Here is a 16307-nt window from a genome sequence, read left to right on the forward strand (position 1 = left end):
AGGCGAGCTACCGCTCGGCCTGGGGCATGGTTTGGGTTGTGTGTATATCCTGCACTTCGGTAACGGCGGCTTATGGTTTCGCCCTTACGGCGAGTCCCTTTTGTCAGACGCCACAAAAGGAACCAAAAGGTCTCGCCCCGAGCGTCCGGCCCCTCGCTTAGGCTCGGCGTTCCTTCGCTCCGGCATTCATCAGGGGGCATCGCCTACGGTCTGCTTCGCGACGACCTCCTCTCGATGTGTCCGGCTGCGCCGTACGGCGCTGCGCGCCAACCCCCTGATGAACACCTCCACTCAGCCTCCCGATGGGGCGGGTGGATCAAGATCAAAGGCTGCAGGCGAGCTAACGCTCGGCCTGTTGAGTGGTTGGGGCGTGTACGGCTTTAGATGCTGATCGTTCCCACGCTCTGCGTCTGCTTTTTGCGTTATTCCTTCTCTAAACCGCCGCCGGCCGTCACCACTTGAATGCTCATCCTCGGCGTCGCCAGATCCAGCCCGGCTTCATCCAGATGGCGTTTGAGCGACAGGTTGAACGCTCTTGAAACTTCCCATTGTTTGATCGGAGCAGTCTTGAACCGTGCGCGCAGAATGGCACTGCCGGATTCAAAACTCTCGACGCCCTGGATTTCCAGCGGCGACCAGATGTTGCGGCGCTGGATGGGGTCGGTGCGCATTTTCTGGCCGACTTCGCGCATCAATTTGATCGCGTCGTCGATTTCCATGTTGTAAGGCACCGCCACCCGGAAGATCGCGTAGCCGAATTCCCGTGAGTAGTTCTTGATGCTTTTGATTTCACTGAACGGGATGGTGTGCACGATGCCGTCGATGTCCCGCAGGCGCACGGTGCGGATAGTCAGGCCTTCGACGGTGCCCAGGTGGCCGCCGACGTCCACGTAGTCATCAATGGCCAGGGAGTCTTCGATGATGATAAACAGCCCGGTGATCAGGTCGGCAACCAGCGACTGCGCGCCGAAACCGATGGCCAGGCCGATCACGCCGGCACCCGCCAGCAGCGGCGTGACGTTCATGCCCATGTTGGCCAGCGCGACAATCATCCCGATGATGAAGATCGCCACGAACAGCACGTTGCGGATCAGCGGCATCATGGTTTGCGCCCGCGCATTGGCTTGGCCTTTGCGTGAGCGGGTGAGGGCGTGGTGCACGGCGGTGTCGCTGAGAATCCAGATCAGCCACGCGAAGATCAGCGTACCGCCCAGGCTGAACAGTTTGACGCTGACTTCATGGCCTTCACCTTCGGTGAAGCGGATCAGCGACATGCCCCAGACCCGCAAGCCAAGTTCGATGAACGCCAGCCATACGCTAAGGTGCGCTAGGGTATAGAAGAAACTCTTGAGGCGGTCCGAGTAAAGTGCGTGACGCTTTACCCCGCGTTGCGGCTTGAGTGCATGGCGGCGGACTAATCCGTTGATGACCATGCACAACACGAGCAGCACGGTGCAGATCAGCGATTGGCGCAGCGCGGTGCTGGTGTCGCCGGCCGAGACGAAGGTGGCGAACAGCGAAATCGCCACCAGTACCAGCGCTGGCAGGTACCAGAAGGTTCCGAGAATCTCGATCGTGTCGCTCAGTGCGCGGCGAGTCAGGCGCCGCGACAGCGGCTGGTTGCGGATCAGGTGGGCAATGGGCCGGCGGAATCGCAGAATGAACAGACCGGTGAAAATCGCTGCCAGCACATTGGCGATGGTCGCGGTGGTGTGGGCCAGGTGAATACCGAGGCTGGTGACCATCCGTGGGTCGTTCAAGGCTTCACCGAAGGCCGCAAAACTGCCGATCAGCCACAGTGGGCGAAAGGCCTGGTGCCGCAGGATGTACAGGGCACGATGCCGATGCGGGCCGTCGAGCACGGAGAACGCGATCACGCAGATCGCCGAGAAGCAGGTTCCGACCACCAGCGCATAGGCCAGCACCATGGCCAGGTATTTACCCAGCGATGATGGCAAGGCGTAGCTCATGTAGACGGTAATCAGCAGCGCGATCAGCCAAGGGCCGAGTTTGCGCAGGGCAAAGCGCAGCATGTCCCAGGTCTTGGGGTGCTGCGGCAGTTCTTCGGTAAGGCCGAAGCGCGTTCTGACGCGATGGCCGAGCCAGATCAGCGCGGCGGCGAGCAGGCTCCAAAGCATCAGAATCAGGGCGAAGGCAAAGAGCATCGGCAGCCATTCGCTGGCCGGCAGCATCAGTGCGCTCAGTTCATCCTTGGCCAGATCTAATTCTTCGGACCAGCGAGTGAGCGGGCTGTCGGCGCCGGAAAACTGTTTTTCGAGGCTGGCCAGGGTGCCACCGATCAAGCCAAGCACACCGTCTTCTTCGGGTGTCTGGGCTTTTTTAGTGGCATTGCGGAGTTTCTTCAGGTCGGCCAGCAACTTGGCTCGTTGCTGATCGTTTTCCAGTGATTTGATCACTTCGTCCAGCGATTGCCCCAACGGTTCGGTCGCTTCCGGTTGGGCTTTTGGTGAGCCGTTGAGCAGGCTCGGCAGGCCGACGGCCTGAGCAGGTGCCATGGGAAGCAGCATCAACAGGCAGATGAACAGCGTAGACGGCAGGACGAAAAGACGAGCGAACACTAGGTGGTCAACCTCAACAGGTGCAGGTCGAGGGAGTGTACGAGCGGGGCAGAACCAATGCGAGCGCAGTGGATGCTTTTATTCGTTCAGTTTGGCGAGGATTTTGTAAATCACGGTGGCGAGGATCAGCAGCATGCCGATCCACATAGAGAACACCCCGGCATTTTTGTCGCGAAAGTTGAAGCCGATGGCCAGCAGGATCATTCCCGAGAGTATTGGAATGAGCATGGAGTTGAAAACAGACATCGAGATCATGGCGACAGCCCTGTCCTGGGAGGTGATGTAAGTCTAGGTGTTTTTCAAAAGATCGCAGCCTGCGGCAGCTCCTACAGCGTTTGTGTCCGGCGTAGGCGCTGGCGAAGGCTGCGATCTTTTCAAGCGGTTACGGCAACTCGCGGCACGCGTAGAAAGCGCTCAACACTTTGACCAGGTGCGCCAGGTCATGGCTGCCGCAGAGTTCACGGATTGAGTGCATGGCAAACGTCGGCAGGCCGATGTCCACGGTGCGCACGCCCAAATGGCTGGCGGTGATGGGGCCGATGGTCGAGCCACAGCCCATGTCGCTGCGTACCACGAAGCTTTGCACCGGAACTTCTTCGGCCATGCACAGATGACGGAAGAACCCTGCAGTTTCGCTATTGGTGGCGTAGCGCTGGTTACTGTTGACCTTGATCACCGGACCGGCATTGAGTTTCGGGCCGTGGTTGGCGTCGTGCTTGTCGGCATAGTTAGGGTGCACACCGTGGGCGTTGTCGGCCGAGACCAGCAGCGATTTCTGAATGGTGCGGACGAACTCGTCGCCTTCAGGCAGCAAGCGACGCAGGGTTTGTTCGAGCATCGGGCCGTCGGCACCGCACGCCGAGCAGGAGCCGACTTCTTCGTGATCGTTGCACACCAGCACGCAGGTCTCATCGGTTTCAGCCGTCAGCAAGGCTTGCAAGCCGGCGTAGCACGACAGCAGATTGTCCAGGCGCGCACCGGCAATGAAGTCGCCGTGCAGGCCGATGACGGCGGCGCTTTGGGTGTCGTAGAAACTCAGCTCGTAATCGAGCACCACGTCGGCATTCAGGCCGTGTTCCCGGGCCAACTGATCAGTGAGCACGGCACGGAAGTCCACACGCTCGTCACCGGCAAATTGCGCAAGGATCGGCGGCAGCTCGGTCTGTGCGTTGATCGCCCAGCCCATGTTGGCTTCACGGTTGAGGTGAATGGCCAGGTTGGGAATGGTGGCAATCGGTGCCTTGAAATCGATCAGCTGGCTTTCGACCTTGCCGTCGCGGCGGAAGGTCACGCGACCGGCCAGCGACAGGTCACGGTCAAACCAGGGGGCGAGCAATGCGCCGCCATAGACTTCGACGCCCAACTGCCAGAAACCCTGACGTTGCAGTTCCGGTTGTGGCTTGACCCGCAGGCATGGGCTGTCGGTGTGGGCGCCGACCAGGCGGATGCCGTCGTGCAGCGGGGAGTTGCGACCCATCTTGATGGCAACGATCGAGGAGTCGTTGCGCGTGACGTAGTAGCGACCATTGGCTTCGGTAGTCCAGGGCTCGCGCTCGTCAAGACGCTGATAACCCGCCGCTTCCAGGCGCTGAACAAGGCTGGCGGTGGCATGGAATGGGGTAGGGGAGGCCTTGAGGAAGTCGATCAGGCCTTGGTTCAACTCTTCGCGCATAAAGTGGCTCCAGACAGCAGTGCCGCGAGTTTAACGTATTGGCTCGGGGCATTGGGCAAGTGCTTTGATGGGACTGTCACGAGGCAGGCCCGCTAGCTCGTTTCGGATAATCGCTTTTGCAGATACGCAATGATTGCCTGCTTATCTCCCGGTTTTGTTGGCTTGGGCAATTGTTTCGGCCAGTGGTCCTGACCCAGTGGCAAGAACGTTCTCTTTTGGCTCTCGTCCCAGCGCAGAATTTCCCGAGACGCGCTTTCCCACCATTCATGTCGGCAGACCGCGTAATACGGGTGATCAGGCACGGCACTTCCGTACAGAAGATCGCGACCGACCTTCCTCAAGCTTCCACGCTTGTTGCGCAATTGCCATTTGATTCGCAGGCGCTGCAAGGCTGAAGGGAACGGTTTACTGCGAGGAACCTCACGGCAAAGTCCCGGCAACTGCGGGCTGAACTGTTCGCCATGCAGGGCAAAGAAGTGCTTGTGCATGGCGTGAAAGAATCTTTTCTCGGCAAAGTAGTGATAGATGGACTTCTTCACCTCTTGCACGGGGCTGTCGCGCATGGCGAATGACAGGGCAATTTGTTCAATGGTATGGATATCGAACGAACCTTGAGTCCATTCATCGATCAGATTGATCGTCTCTTCCAGCAACGGTGTATCGCTGTCCGTGACACCGCACAGACCACTGTTGTAAAGCTTGAAACTGTTGTTGGGGCTGATGCCGTGGGCCTGTAGGCACGTGCCGAGTTTCACGTAGTCCGGGCGTTTGCAGACGTAGCTCCAGTCGTACTCGAAACAATCCATCAGATACTGCTGAGGCTGAATTCGTTTGAGGATCAGAGTGGGGTTTTCGAGGAACAGCGTGTCGGTATCAACGAACAGGGTTTTTTCAGCCAGCTTCAACCCGGCAGCAATGGCGCAGGCCTTGCGGCGATGGTGGTAGCCGTTCTCGCCTTGCCATGAGGTCAAGGTTTGCTCATTCAGGGCCAGGGTTTCAACGGGCCAGCCGGCATAGTCTTCAGGTCTGTCAGTAAAGATCCTGATGCACAGGGACTCGCCTTTCTTGAGCTGCGACAAAGCGGTCAGAATACTGAACTTGGCTTCTTTGCGGTAAACGTCCTGGTCGCCATACACCAGGTACAGCAGTTGTTGCGGCGCTTTTGCGAGGGCGGTTGAGTCGGGGGCTTTATGCGTCACCGGGTTCCATGTCCTTACGATTATCGATGGCTGCTGCGACGGGCTGATCACTATCGTTCAAAACGGTGCCGGGCACTCGAAGCGCAGCCGTTCGCCACTTTGTGGGTGGGTGAAGCTGAGCATACTGGCGTGCAGGCACAAGCGTGGCCAGGCAGCCAGGGCTTGAGGGTGAGCGTAAAGTCCGTCACCCAACAGCGGATGACCGATAGACAGCATGTGCACGCGCAACTGATGCGAGCGACCGGTGATTGGCGTCAGTTCCACCCGGCACCAGTCGCCGCAACGTTCCAGCACGCGCCAGAAGGTCAGCGCATGTTTGCCGAATTCATGGTCCACCACGTGGCGAGGCTTGGTCGGCGGGTCGTAGCGCAGCGGTAAGTCGATGCTGCCGCTGTCCAGTTCCGGCTGGCCCCAGCACAGTGCGGTGTAGGCTTTTTCGGTTTCGCGGTCGTGAAACTGTCGAGACAGTTCGCGATGGGTGTCCGGGTCGCGGGCCAACAGGATGATCCCGGAGGTTTCCCAGTCGAGTCGATGGACGATGCGAGCTTCCGGATAGCCGTTTTCTTGCAGTCGGGTGATCAGGCAGTCCTTGTTGTCATCGGCGCGACCGGGCACGGAGAGCAGCAGGGTAGGCTTGTTCACCACCAGTACGGCGGCGTCCTGATGGATGATGCGGATATTCGACAGCGGCATTAAAACAGCCTCGTAACAAACGCCAACGGCGGCTCAGAACCCTCAATGTCCAATGTAGGAGCTGCCGCAGGCTGCGATCTTTTGACCTTGTTTTTTAGATCAAGAGAAGATCAAAAGATCGCAGCCTGCGGCAGCTCCTACAGGGAGACTGAAGAGTCTGAGCCGCCGTGGCTCCAGCCGAATCGACTCAGCGATCTGGCAGGGTGATATTGAGTTCCAGAATCGAGCAACTGCCCTGGTTTTCCAGTGCAACGTGCACGTCGTCGGACCCGATATTGACGTACTTGCGGATCACCTCGACCAGTTCCTTCTGCAAGGCTGGCAGGTAATCAGGGGTACTGCGCTGGCCGCGTTCATGCGCCACGATGATCTGTAGACGCTCTTTCGCTACCGACGCGGTGCTTACTTTTTTGTTGGCACGAAAGAAGTCAAAAAGATTCATTATCTACCTCCAAACAGGCGCTCGAAGAATCCCTTCTTCTCAACGTCAAGGAACCGGTGTTGCACGGTTTTGCCCAGCAGACGATCGACGGCATCGCTGTACGCCTGACCGGCGTCGCTCTGGTCGTCGAGAATCACTGGCACGCCTTGGTTGGAAGCCTTGAGTACGGCTTGCGATTCCGGAATCACGCCCAGCAGGGTGACCGCCAGAATTTCTTTGACGTCTTCGACGCCGAGCATTTCGCCGTTGCTTACGCGCTCTGGGTTGTAGCGGGTCAGCAGCAGGTGTTCCTTGATCGGGTCTTCGCCGTTTTCGGCGCGACGCGATTTGCTCGCCAGCAGGCCGAGCATGCGGTCCGAGTCACGTACCGACGAGACTTCCGGGTTGGTCACGACAATCGCTTCATCAGCGAAATACATGGCCAGGTGGGCGCCTTTCTCGATGCCCGCCGGAGAATCGCAGACCACGAACTCGAAGTCTTCTTTAAGTGCCATGAGCACTTTTTCCACGCCTTCTACGGTCAGCGCGTCTTTGTCGCGCGTCTGACTGGCAGCCAGCACGTAGAGGTTTTCCAGACGCTTGTCTTTGATCAGGGCTTGCTGCAGGTTGGCTTCGCCGTTGACCACGTTGACGAAGTCATACACCACGCGACGCTCGCAACCCATGATCAGGTCGAGGTTACGCAGGCCGACGTCGAAGTCGACGATGACTGTTTTGTGACCGCGCAAAGCGAGGCCGGTACCGATAGCGGCGCTGGTGGTGGTCTTACCCACACCACCCTTGCCGGATGTAACCACGAGAATCTTGGCCAAGGTGTTTCACCCCTAAGGAAAAAGGACTTTTAGCCCCTGAAAAACATCTCCTGAAAACTACTGCAGTCGGACAGCCTTGGCTGGAATCCGGTGTTGGGCGGGGTTTACCTCAGGTAAACGCTGCCTTGTACCCTTTTCCTACTTCGTTTGAGCCGTTTTCGCTACGTTTTAGAGATGCTTGGAAAATGCGGCAGTATCCGTTAAAGCCGAATGATGTTCAACACGTCGCCCGACAGGCTGACTTGTACGCCAGAACCCCACAGCGGGTCGCGGCGCAAATCTTCGGAAACCTTGTAATGACCGGCGATGGAGAGTAGTTCAGCGCTCAATTGCTGACAGAAAATCCGTGCCTTGGTGTCACCTTTTACGCCGGCCAACGCACGACCGCGCATCGGCCCGTATACATGGATGTTGCCATCGGCGAGAAGTTCCGCCCCCGGGCTGACCGAGGAAACCACGACCAAATCGCCACCTTGGGCGTAAATCTGCTGACCACCGCGAATGGGCGAAGTGATTATCCGGGTCGGTTTGATGGTCGGTTCAGGCGGTTTTTCCGGCTTTTTCCTGATTTCACCTTCGTGCGGGTCAAGCGCACGCTCGCGCGCGCCAGATGGCGGCAACACCGGCAGGTCGACGGCAATGGCGGCGGCGATGTCTTCGATGCGGCTGGCGCGGATGGCCAGCGTGCGCAAGCCATGGTGGCGGCACACACGCATCAGCGCAGGCAGGTCGACAGCGCCTTCAGTGGCCGGGAGTTTGTCCAGGGCGAGTACCAGCGGCGCATTGCTGAAAAAGTTAGGCGCCAGGGCGACCTTCGCGGCCAGTTGTCGGTCGAGGCTTTCGAGGTCATTGCGGGCCAGTTCCAGCACCGTAATGGCGAGCATGCTGCCCTTCAACTGGAACACGGGATCTTGGTCTAGCGGTTCGGTTTGGCTCATGGTCGGCATAAAACGGCTTGTCACTAAAAGTGCCGAGACTTATAACGAGAACGCCCGTAAGCCGCAAGCCGGGTCGAACCGATGTAGAATGCGCGGCCTTGTTGTCTATCCGGAATCGTTAATGGATCGCCCGCAATTTCGAGCTGCATTTTTTCTTCCGCGTTTTTGGCCGCTATGGTGCGGTCTAGGGCTGCTGTGGCTGGTCGTTCAGCTGCCATATCCGCTGCTGCTGCGCATTGGTCGTCTGCTGGGTGGCGGGATGTATCGGGTTGCCACCGATCGTCGGCGCATTGCCAAACGCAACCTGGAGCTGTGTTTCCCGGAAAAAACACCGGCCGAGCGCAAGCGTCTGCTCAAGGAAAACTTCGCCTCGACCGGCATTGCCTTCTTCGAGATGGCCATGAGCTGGTGGTGGTCCCGGGCACGCTTGGCGCGCTTGGCCCAGGTCGAAGGGCTGGAGCACCTCAAACAGGCTCAGCGCGACGGTAAGGGTGTGATCCTGATGGCGTTGCACTTCACCACGCTGGAAATCGGCGCGGCCTTGCTCGGCCAGCAACACACCATCGACGGCATGTACCGCGAACATAAAAACCCGCTGTTTGATTACATTCAGCGGCGCGGTCGTGAAAGGCATAACCTCGATTCGCTGGCGGTGGAGCGCGACGACGTACGCGGCATGCTGAAATTGCTGCGCGCAGGCCGGGCGATCTGGTATGCGCCGGATCAGGACTACGGTGCCAAGCAAAGTATCTTCGTGCCGTTGTTCGGCATTCTGGCCGCGACCGTTCCTGCCACCAGCAAGTTTGCCAAGTTGGGCAAGGCGCTGGTGGTACCGTTCACTCAGGAACGCCTGGCCGATGGCAGTGGTTACCGTCTGGTGATCCATGCGCCGCTGAGCGATTTTCCGGGTGAAAGCGATGAGGTTGATTGCCTCCGGATCAACCAGTGGGTCGAAGGTTGCGTGCGCGATTGCCCTGAGCAATACCTCTGGACCCATCGACGCTTCAAGAGCCGCCCACCCGGCGAGCCGAAATTGTATGCCAAGCGTGGTTGAACCTACCCCGCTGGATTGGAAGCCCCAAAGTGCCATGGAGTGTTGCGATGAGTTCAGCTGAGCCGGTTACAGGGTTGATTCTTTCCGGCGGCGGGGCTCGGGCGGCGTATCAGGTCGGGGTACTGGCAGCGATTGCCGAGCTGCTGCCGGCAGGTTCTGCCAATCCGTTTCCGGTGATTGTCGGCACTTCGGCCGGGGCGATCAATGCGGTGAGCCTGGCCAGCGGGGCGATGGACTTTACCGGGGCCATCGAGCGGTTGACCGCATTCTGGCAGGGCTTTCGCAGCAACCTGGTGCTGCGCAGCGATTGGCCGGGGGTGATCAGCCAGGCCACTCGGTTCGTCAGTCACAGCTTGTTGGGGATTGGCGCAAAGGTACCCGTGGCGCTGCTCAATAGTTCACCGCTGCGCGATTTGTTGAGCGACAAGTTGCACCTGTCTGGAATCAATGAAGCCATTGCACAAAAACAACTGCACGCCGTGGCCGTTACCGCATTCGGTTATGAGTCCGGGCAAGCGGTGACCTTCTATCAGGGCGGCCGGAGCATCGATGCCTGGCTGCGCCATCGACGTATTGGTGTGCCGACTCAATTGACGGTCGACCATCTGCTCGCCAGTTCGGCGATCCCGCTCTTGTTTGCGCCCGTGAAGATCGACAACGAGTACTTCGGCGACGGTGCGGTGCGTCAGTCGGCGCCGATCAGCCCGGCCCTGCACCTGGGGGCGAGCAGGGTGCTGGTGGTGGGCGTCAGTGGTAACCCGCGCGGCGTTGATCCCGAGAGCCCGTTGCAGCGCACCTACACCGGTCAGCAACCGTCGTTGGCACAGATCGGCGGACACATGCTCAACAGTACGTTCATTGACAGCCTGGAGAGCGATATCGAGCTGTTGGAACGCTTGAACCAGTTCAGTCACCTGTTACCAACGAGCACGCCGGCCCGCAGCCTAGGCGTGGCGCCGGTGGACGTGTTGGTCATCGCGCCGAGTCAGCCGATCGACGAAATTGCCGCTCGGCATCGGCAAGAGCTGCCGGCAGCGTTGCGACTGTTCTTGCGTGGTCCGGGTGCGACCAAGACCAGCGGGGCCGGGGTATTGAGTTATTTGCTGTTCGAGGCGGGGTATTGCAGCGAGTTGATCGAGCTTGGCCGCCGCGATGCATTGGCCAAGCGCGAAGAGTTGTGCCGGTTTTTGGGGGTGGCGGTCACAGCGTAAGCCAGTGTTGCCTGAAAAGATCGTCCGAACGCGGCCCGAGCCTTCGGCAGCTCCTACGTCGGGATTGTGTACACCCGTAGGAGCTGCCGAAGGCTGCGATCTTTTCGCGGGCAACGCTGCAATCAAGCGGTCAACCGGTCATCGCGAAAATCACGCAACGCCTGTTCGATCTCGTCCCGGGTATTCATCACGAACGGCCCGTACTGCACGATCGGCTCACCCAGCGGCTTACCGGCAATCAACAGCACTCTGGCCCCGGACTCGCTGCTCAGTTGCAGCTCGCCTTCATCCGACAAACGGACCAGTTTGCTGACGCCGACGCTCTGAGTTTGCCCCGGCAACTCCACGCTACCGTCATACACATACAGCAGTGCCCGATGCCCATCAGGCAGTTTCGGCGTAATACCGGTGCCGGCCGGTAAATGGAAATCAAAGTAATACGGTTCGGTGTCTGGCCGTTGCACCGCGCCAGTTTGTTTAACGGTGCCGTCGTCGAACAGACCGGCGATCACCACCACCTCGACGCCTTGCGCGGTTTTCAGTCGTGGAATGTCCGCTGGCTGAATGTCCCGATAACTGGCCGGATCGAGTTTGTGCTTGCCCGGCAGGTTCAGCCACAGCTGGAAGCCGCGCATCACGCCTTCTTCCTGCTCCGGCATCTCGCTGTGGATGATGCCCTTGGCGGCGGTCATCCATTGCACGCCACCACCCTGGAGCAAACCGACGTTACCCAGATGGTCTTCATGGCGCATACGCCCTTCGAGCATGTAGGTCACGGTTTCGAAGCCACGGTGCGGGTGGGGTGGGAAGCCTGCGATGTAGTCGTCGGGATTTTCCGAGCCGAACTCGTCGAGCATCAGGAACGGGTCGAAGCGTTCGACGCCCGCACCGCCGAATATGCGGGTCAGCTTGACCCCGGCGCCATCGGACGCGGGTTGGCCGGTGTGCAGGCTCAGCACTTTGCGAAATTGAGTCATCGGTGCAACTCCTTTCCTTGATCAGAGTGGAATGGCGTCATGCTATGCCAGACGGATTGATCAATGGTTGCAAATTTTGCGGAGGTTCAATCGGCTTGTTCGATGTGTTGGCGGTAAAGAAAAAGATCGCAGCCTGCCCGGCCCTTGCACTCGATGCGCTTGTGCAGGGGCTGGCGAGGTCTGCGATCTTTTAACTGTGGATCAAAAGTGGTACTTCACCAGCAAGCTCGTGGCGCTTTGATTGGTTGTGAAGTCTTGCGTGTCTTCGATGGCGTACTTGTTCTTCCAGTAGTCGTACTCGATACCGACGTACAGCTGCTTCTCGCCCCAGTGCAAGGCTTTGCCCAAGTCGTATTTGATCTGTGGGTTGAAGTGCAGGTTGGCGTGGTAGGTGCCTTGGCTGTTCTTGTCGTTGTCGACCACCCAGTCCATGTAACCGTCGATCAGCACGCTGGAACTGCCCACCGGGATGGTGTAGGACCAGACCGGGGTGATCTGCCAGATGTTGTTACCCGGACGTTTGTCGTCGGTGTGGCGATTGTAGAAGTTCAACTGGAAGTAATCGAAACCGGGAATGGCCAGGTCGAAGCCCGGACCGATCAGGTAGGACTCGACATCGCCTTTACCAAACTCGTAGGTCATGGCCAGCAGGACGTCCTTGATCGGGCCGAACTCGAGTTTCTGGTCGAAGATTTTGCCGAACGACAGGCGCGGGCTGAATTCACCGTAATAGCTATTGTTGCCGGCCTGGTCCGGTTTGCCGTTGTAGAAGGTCTTGTCGACAAACAGGAAGTCATCCCCGTACTTCCAGGCGTCGGCGTGCTCGAAGGTCACGGTTTGCTGGATACTCGGGTTGACTTTAAAGTCTTTGCCATAGAGATAAGTCAGGCTGTTGTTCTGCCAAAGCAGCAGATCGCCGGCCATTGCCTGGCCCCCCGCCAGCAAGGATCCAGCGAGCATCAGGCTAGTGCACGTACGGTTCATTCGGTTGCTCCCAAAGTAAGTGGTTCCACGTTTTTTTTTGAGTCGGCGCTCTGGTGTGGCGCCTTTTTTTCGTTGCTGCAAAAAATCATCAAATCGGTCGGCTTCAGAACTCTGGCAAGCACTGAACCAAGGCTTTTAAAAAGCACAAGAACGCCCATTCGGCTGTCCGGAAACAGTCGATCAAGCGTCCATTCGGTTTTTATTGGGGTGTGCCTTGTGACCGTCCAGAGTCGCGATAAGCTGGCTTTTTGGTCAGGAATTAAATCCGGGCTTTTTTTTAGTGCCGATTCAGGCGGCCGCGGAGAATACTGGCTCCCGCACCATGGCTCAAGCGCCCCGCAACGGAGCGCCGCTATCAAGTCTGTCATCGTGTTGCTCCTCGATTGTTTTTATTGTTAAGGCGCAGGCAGCCGCTGACGGCGACGGGTCGTATCGTCGATCGGCCGTCATGCGGGTATTTCGTGTCACGGGTGAAACCGGATAACGATGGAAGGACAGGCGGACCGTCCTGTTATCCGTCAGCGCTGATGAGCGTGGCACTCGTGGGGGGCGGGTGCGTCGGGGATGCGTGCTTCGGATGACACGGACATGCAACACCTCGGATTTTTTTTATTCTTGTGATTGTGTGCATCAGGTGGACCGCGTTGCGGTCATTCGCGAGCAGGCTCGCTCCCACAGGGGGTGTGCTAGAACTGTGGGCGCGAGTTTGCTCCGGGCGGCGTTCCGACGATGTTTTTACTGCTTAATTGGTCCGGGCTCCTTGAACAATCCAGGCGCCGATCAGGTCACGTTCCTGCTGGGTCATCTGTGTGATGTTGCCCAGTGGCATGATCTGGCTGGCGACGGCCTGGGCCTGAATCCGCGGGGCCAATTGCTGGATCTGCTGCGGGGTATCGAACATCACGCCGGCCGGTGCCGCGCTGAACAGCGGGCTGGTCGGTTTGGCCGAATGGCAGACCGCACAGCGTTCCTGAATCACGCTGTGTACCTTGCTGAAGTCCGGACCGCTTGCTGTCGAGGCTTGCGCCGGTGCAGCGGGGGCGGCCGCAGGCGCTGCTTCAGCGGGTTTGGCACCACCACCGAGGGCGGTTTCCGGCAGCGGCTGGTACTCGATCTTCGCCGGTGCCTTGGCTACTTCCGGGCTGTTCATGGGTGCCGGGCCAGTCACGTAGGCGAGGCAGATCATGCCCACTGCCGCGACGGGCAGGGTCCAGGCGAACTTGTGGCTTTCGTGGCGGGTGTTGAAGTAGTGACGCACCAACACCGCGAGTATTGCAATCCCGGCCAGGATCAACCAGTTGTACTGGCTGCCGTAGGTGCTCGGGAAGTGGTTGCTGATCATGATGAACAGCACCGGCAAGGTGAAGTAGTTGTTGTGGCGCGAACGCAGCAAACCCTTGGCTGGCAGTGCCGGATCCGGCGTGCGGTTCTCGGCAATGGCCGCGACCAGTGCCCGTTGGGCCGGCATGATGATGCGGAACACGTTACCGACCATGATGGTGCCGATGATGGCGCCCACGTGCAGGTACGCACCGCGACCGCTGAACACCTTGCTGAAGCCGTAAGCGGCGCCAATGATCAGTACGAACAGGATTCCACCGAGCAGGGCAGGGCGTTTGCCCAGGGCCGAGTCGCACAGGAAGGAGTAGATGAACCAGCCGATGAACAACGAGCCGAGACCGATGGCCACGCCTTCTGGTCCGCTCAGGCTGCTGCCCGGCGCCAGCAGGTACAACGTCGGGTTGGAGTAGAACACCACGCACAGCAGCGCGATCCCCGACATCCAGGTGAAGTAGGCTTCCCATTTGAACCAGTGCAGGTTGTCCGGCATGGTCGGTGGGGCCAGTTTGTATTTCTCCAGGTGGTAGATCCCGCCACCGTGAATCGCCCAGAGATCGCCCGCCAGACCGTTTTTCGGGTTGACCCGATTGAGGTTGTTTTCCAGCCAGACAAAGTAGAACGACGCGCCGATCCAGGCCACGCCAGTGATCATATGAACCCAGCGCACGCTCAGGTTCAGCCATTCCAACAGATGTGCTTCCACAGTCTTTACCTCTCGCCTGCCACTCTTGTTGTCGAGTGATCAGACCTTCTCTTATTGGTGGGGGGCGAGGATCAAACGCTCATCCTCTTTGAAAAAATGCTCATCGCAGTTATTGCCTGTGCCACTGCGATCAACCACCAGGAAGTCATCCCGCTTTTCGATCGTCAGCACCGGATGGTGCCAAACGCCGCGATGGTAATTAATGCCCTGCCTGCCGTTGGTGACGAAGGCGCGGACCAAGCCTGATACAGGTTCATCGCCAAGTGGCGCGACCACGATCAGAAAGGGGTTGCCGAGCAGCGGAATGAAAGCCTGGCTGCCCAGCGGATGGCGCTCCAGCATGCTGACGGTCAGTGGCATGTCCTGCGCGTCGGCGCGGAAGATGCTGATGATCGCCTTGTCCTCTGGCGTGGCGGTTTCCACCGCGGCCAGTTTGTGGAAGCGCATGGTCGAACCGTTGTTGATCATGAAGTGATCGCTGCCATCGGTTTCGATTACGTCACCGAAAGGGGCGAAGGCTTCTTTGGTCAGCGGTTCAATCGTCAGTGTGCGCATGCTGGTCTTCTTGTCTTTGAAATTCGTTATTGGTTCACTGCATTTGCGCGATCCCTTGCAGGAGCTGCCGCAGGCTGCGATCTTTTGATTTTTGCCTTAAAAACAAGATCAAAAGATTGCAGGCTTCGCCAGCTCCTACGGTCTCAGCATTACTTCGCGACCTTGCCCAGTACGCGCAGGCGACTCACGCCACCGTCCGGGAACACGTTCAGGCGGATGTGGGTGATCGGGCCCAGGGCTTTGATCTGCTCGGCGAAGGTGTGTTCGGCGTGCATTTCCAGTTTCTGCGCCGGCAGCAGTTCGCGCCAGAACAGCGATTGGGTTTCGATCTGGCTGTCGGTGCCGCCCTTGACGAACGCGCCCTGGATCGAGCAGGTGTCCGGGTAGTTGCCCTTGAAGTGCAGGGTGTCGACGATGATTTTTTCGATCTCGCCTGGGTGGCCCAGCGCGACGATCACCCAGTCATTGCCCGGGGTGCGACGACGGGCGGTTTCCCAGCCATCGCCCATGTTGATGCCACGGCCCGGGTTGAGGATGTTGCTCATGCGACCGAAGTGTTCATCGGAGCAGGCCAGGGCGCGACCGCCGTTCAGGGCGGCAGCCAGGTCCACTTGCTCGTTGTCGCCCACGGCCGACCAGTCGCGGAACGGAATGCCGTACACGCGCAGACGGGCGACACCGCCGTCCGGGTAGATGTTGAAGCGCAGGTGGCTGAAGGCCTGGTCGTTGTGGATTTCGTGGAAGTGGTGGCTGTTGCCTTGCAGCTCGACAGCCGACAGTACTTCAACCCACTGGGTGGTTTCGGTCGGCTCGCCGGAGGCCACGAAGCAGGCTTCCAGGGAAGCGGACGGCGGGAAGTTGCCGGTGAAGAATGAGGTGTCGATGTCCACGCCCTTGATCGAGCCCGGCACGCCGAGGCGGATCACGGCGCTGTCGTAGCCTTCGAAGCGCTTGCGGCGCGACTCCCAGCCATCCATCCACTTGCCGTTGTCATCGAACACGCCTTCTTTCCACACGGCCGGGGTCGGCTGGAACAGGCGGTTGGCATCAGCGAACCAGTCATCGGTGACTGAGATGATTTTGGTGCCCAGACGGGCGTCGGCCAGGTTGACGAACTTCTCGAAAGATACGGCGTAAGCTTTCATTC

General features: G+C 59.0%; 16 protein-coding genes. 2 read left to right on the forward strand and 14 right to left on the reverse strand.

Annotated features, from left to right (window positions below; all coding sequences use genetic code 11):
• Positions 1-422: 422 nt before the first annotated feature.
• The 8 genes from BLL42_RS21525 to minC all read right to left on the reverse strand — a co-directional run bounded on the left by BLL42_RS21525 (position 423) and on the right by minC (position 8335).
• Positions 423-2579, reverse strand: coding sequence for a mechanosensitive ion channel family protein (locus BLL42_RS21525; RefSeq protein WP_071553982.1), 2157 nt, complete (start codon positions 2577-2579; stop codon positions 423-425).
• Between the two features lie 78 nt (positions 2580-2657).
• Positions 2658-2834, reverse strand: coding sequence for a hypothetical protein (locus BLL42_RS30225; protein WP_167368545.1), 177 nt, complete (start codon positions 2832-2834; stop codon positions 2658-2660).
• A gap of 127 nt (positions 2835-2961) precedes the next feature.
• Positions 2962-4251: a M18 family aminopeptidase gene (locus tag BLL42_RS21530; protein ID WP_071553984.1), complete on the reverse strand. Its 1290-nt coding sequence runs from the start codon at positions 4249-4251 to the stop codon at positions 2962-2964.
• A gap of 92 nt (positions 4252-4343) precedes the next feature.
• Positions 4344-5450 (reverse strand): hypothetical protein, encoded by a 1107-nt coding sequence (locus tag BLL42_RS21535; protein ID WP_071553986.1) that lies wholly within the window; start codon positions 5448-5450, stop codon positions 4344-4346.
• Positions 5451-5507: 57 nt separating this feature from the next.
• The gene (locus BLL42_RS21540) at positions 5508-6143 is read right to left on the reverse strand and encodes an RluA family pseudouridine synthase (protein ID WP_071553988.1); all 636 of its coding nucleotides are present in this window, start codon (positions 6141-6143) and stop codon (positions 5508-5510) included.
• Positions 6144-6330: 187 nt separating this feature from the next.
• A complete protein-coding gene (gene minE, locus BLL42_RS21545) occupies positions 6331-6585 on the reverse strand; it encodes a cell division topological specificity factor MinE (RefSeq protein ID WP_019693048.1) in 255 nt (84 codons plus the stop codon).
• Positions 6585-7397, reverse strand: a complete 813-nt coding sequence (gene minD, locus BLL42_RS21550; protein ID WP_054593514.1) for a septum site-determining protein MinD — start codon at positions 7395-7397, stop codon at positions 6585-6587. The genes minE and minD overlap by 1 nt, the downstream gene beginning before the upstream one ends.
• Positions 7398-7597: 200 nt before the next feature.
• Positions 7598-8335 (reverse strand): septum site-determining protein MinC, encoded by a 738-nt coding sequence (minC, locus tag BLL42_RS21555; RefSeq protein WP_071555814.1) that lies wholly within the window; start codon positions 8333-8335, stop codon positions 7598-7600.
• A 121-nt stretch (positions 8336-8456) separates the two neighbouring features.
• On the opposite strand from minC, the gene BLL42_RS21560 reads away from it, so the two are divergent.
• Positions 8457-9389: a lipid A biosynthesis lauroyl acyltransferase gene (locus BLL42_RS21560; RefSeq protein ID WP_071553990.1), complete on the forward strand. Its 933-nt coding sequence runs from the start codon at positions 8457-8459 to the stop codon at positions 9387-9389.
• 47 nt (positions 9390-9436) lie between these two features.
• Positions 9437-10600 (forward strand): patatin-like phospholipase family protein, encoded by a 1164-nt coding sequence (locus BLL42_RS21565; protein ID WP_071553992.1) that lies wholly within the window; start codon positions 9437-9439, stop codon positions 10598-10600.
• 122 nt (positions 10601-10722) lie between these two features.
• On the opposite strand, the gene BLL42_RS21570 is transcribed toward BLL42_RS21565, so the two are convergent.
• From BLL42_RS21570 to alc, 6 genes are all read right to left on the reverse strand, one after another.
• The gene (locus BLL42_RS21570) at positions 10723-11577 is read right to left on the reverse strand and encodes a pirin family protein (protein WP_071553994.1); all 855 of its coding nucleotides are present in this window, start codon (positions 11575-11577) and stop codon (positions 10723-10725) included.
• A gap of 201 nt (positions 11578-11778) precedes the next feature.
• On the reverse strand, positions 11779-12561 hold the full coding sequence (locus BLL42_RS21580; protein ID WP_071553998.1) for an outer membrane protein OmpK: 783 nt from the start codon (positions 12559-12561) through the stop codon (positions 11779-11781).
• A complete protein-coding gene (locus tag BLL42_RS21585; protein ID WP_071554000.1) occupies positions 12558-12929 on the reverse strand; it encodes a hypothetical protein in 372 nt (123 codons plus the stop codon). The genes BLL42_RS21580 and BLL42_RS21585 overlap by 4 nt, the downstream gene beginning before the upstream one ends.
• A 374-nt stretch (positions 12930-13303) precedes the next feature.
• Positions 13304-14605 (reverse strand): urate hydroxylase PuuD, encoded by a 1302-nt coding sequence (locus tag BLL42_RS21590; RefSeq protein WP_071554002.1) that lies wholly within the window; start codon positions 14603-14605, stop codon positions 13304-13306.
• A 51-nt stretch (positions 14606-14656) separates the two neighbouring features.
• Positions 14657-15160 carry an ureidoglycolate lyase gene (locus BLL42_RS21595; protein WP_071554004.1) on the reverse strand — a complete coding sequence of 168 codons (504 nt, stop codon included), beginning with the start codon at positions 15158-15160 and terminating at the stop codon, positions 14657-14659.
• A 149-nt stretch (positions 15161-15309) separates the two neighbouring features.
• The gene (gene alc / locus BLL42_RS21600; protein WP_071554006.1) at positions 15310-16305 is read right to left on the reverse strand and encodes an allantoicase; all 996 of its coding nucleotides are present in this window, start codon (positions 16303-16305) and stop codon (positions 15310-15312) included.
• Positions 16306-16307: the final 2 nt, after the last annotated feature.

It is taken from the genome of Pseudomonas frederiksbergensis, from assembly GCF_001874645.1.
GTDB classification, from domain to species: domain Bacteria; phylum Pseudomonadota; class Gammaproteobacteria; order Pseudomonadales; family Pseudomonadaceae; genus Aquipseudomonas; species Aquipseudomonas frederiksbergensis_B.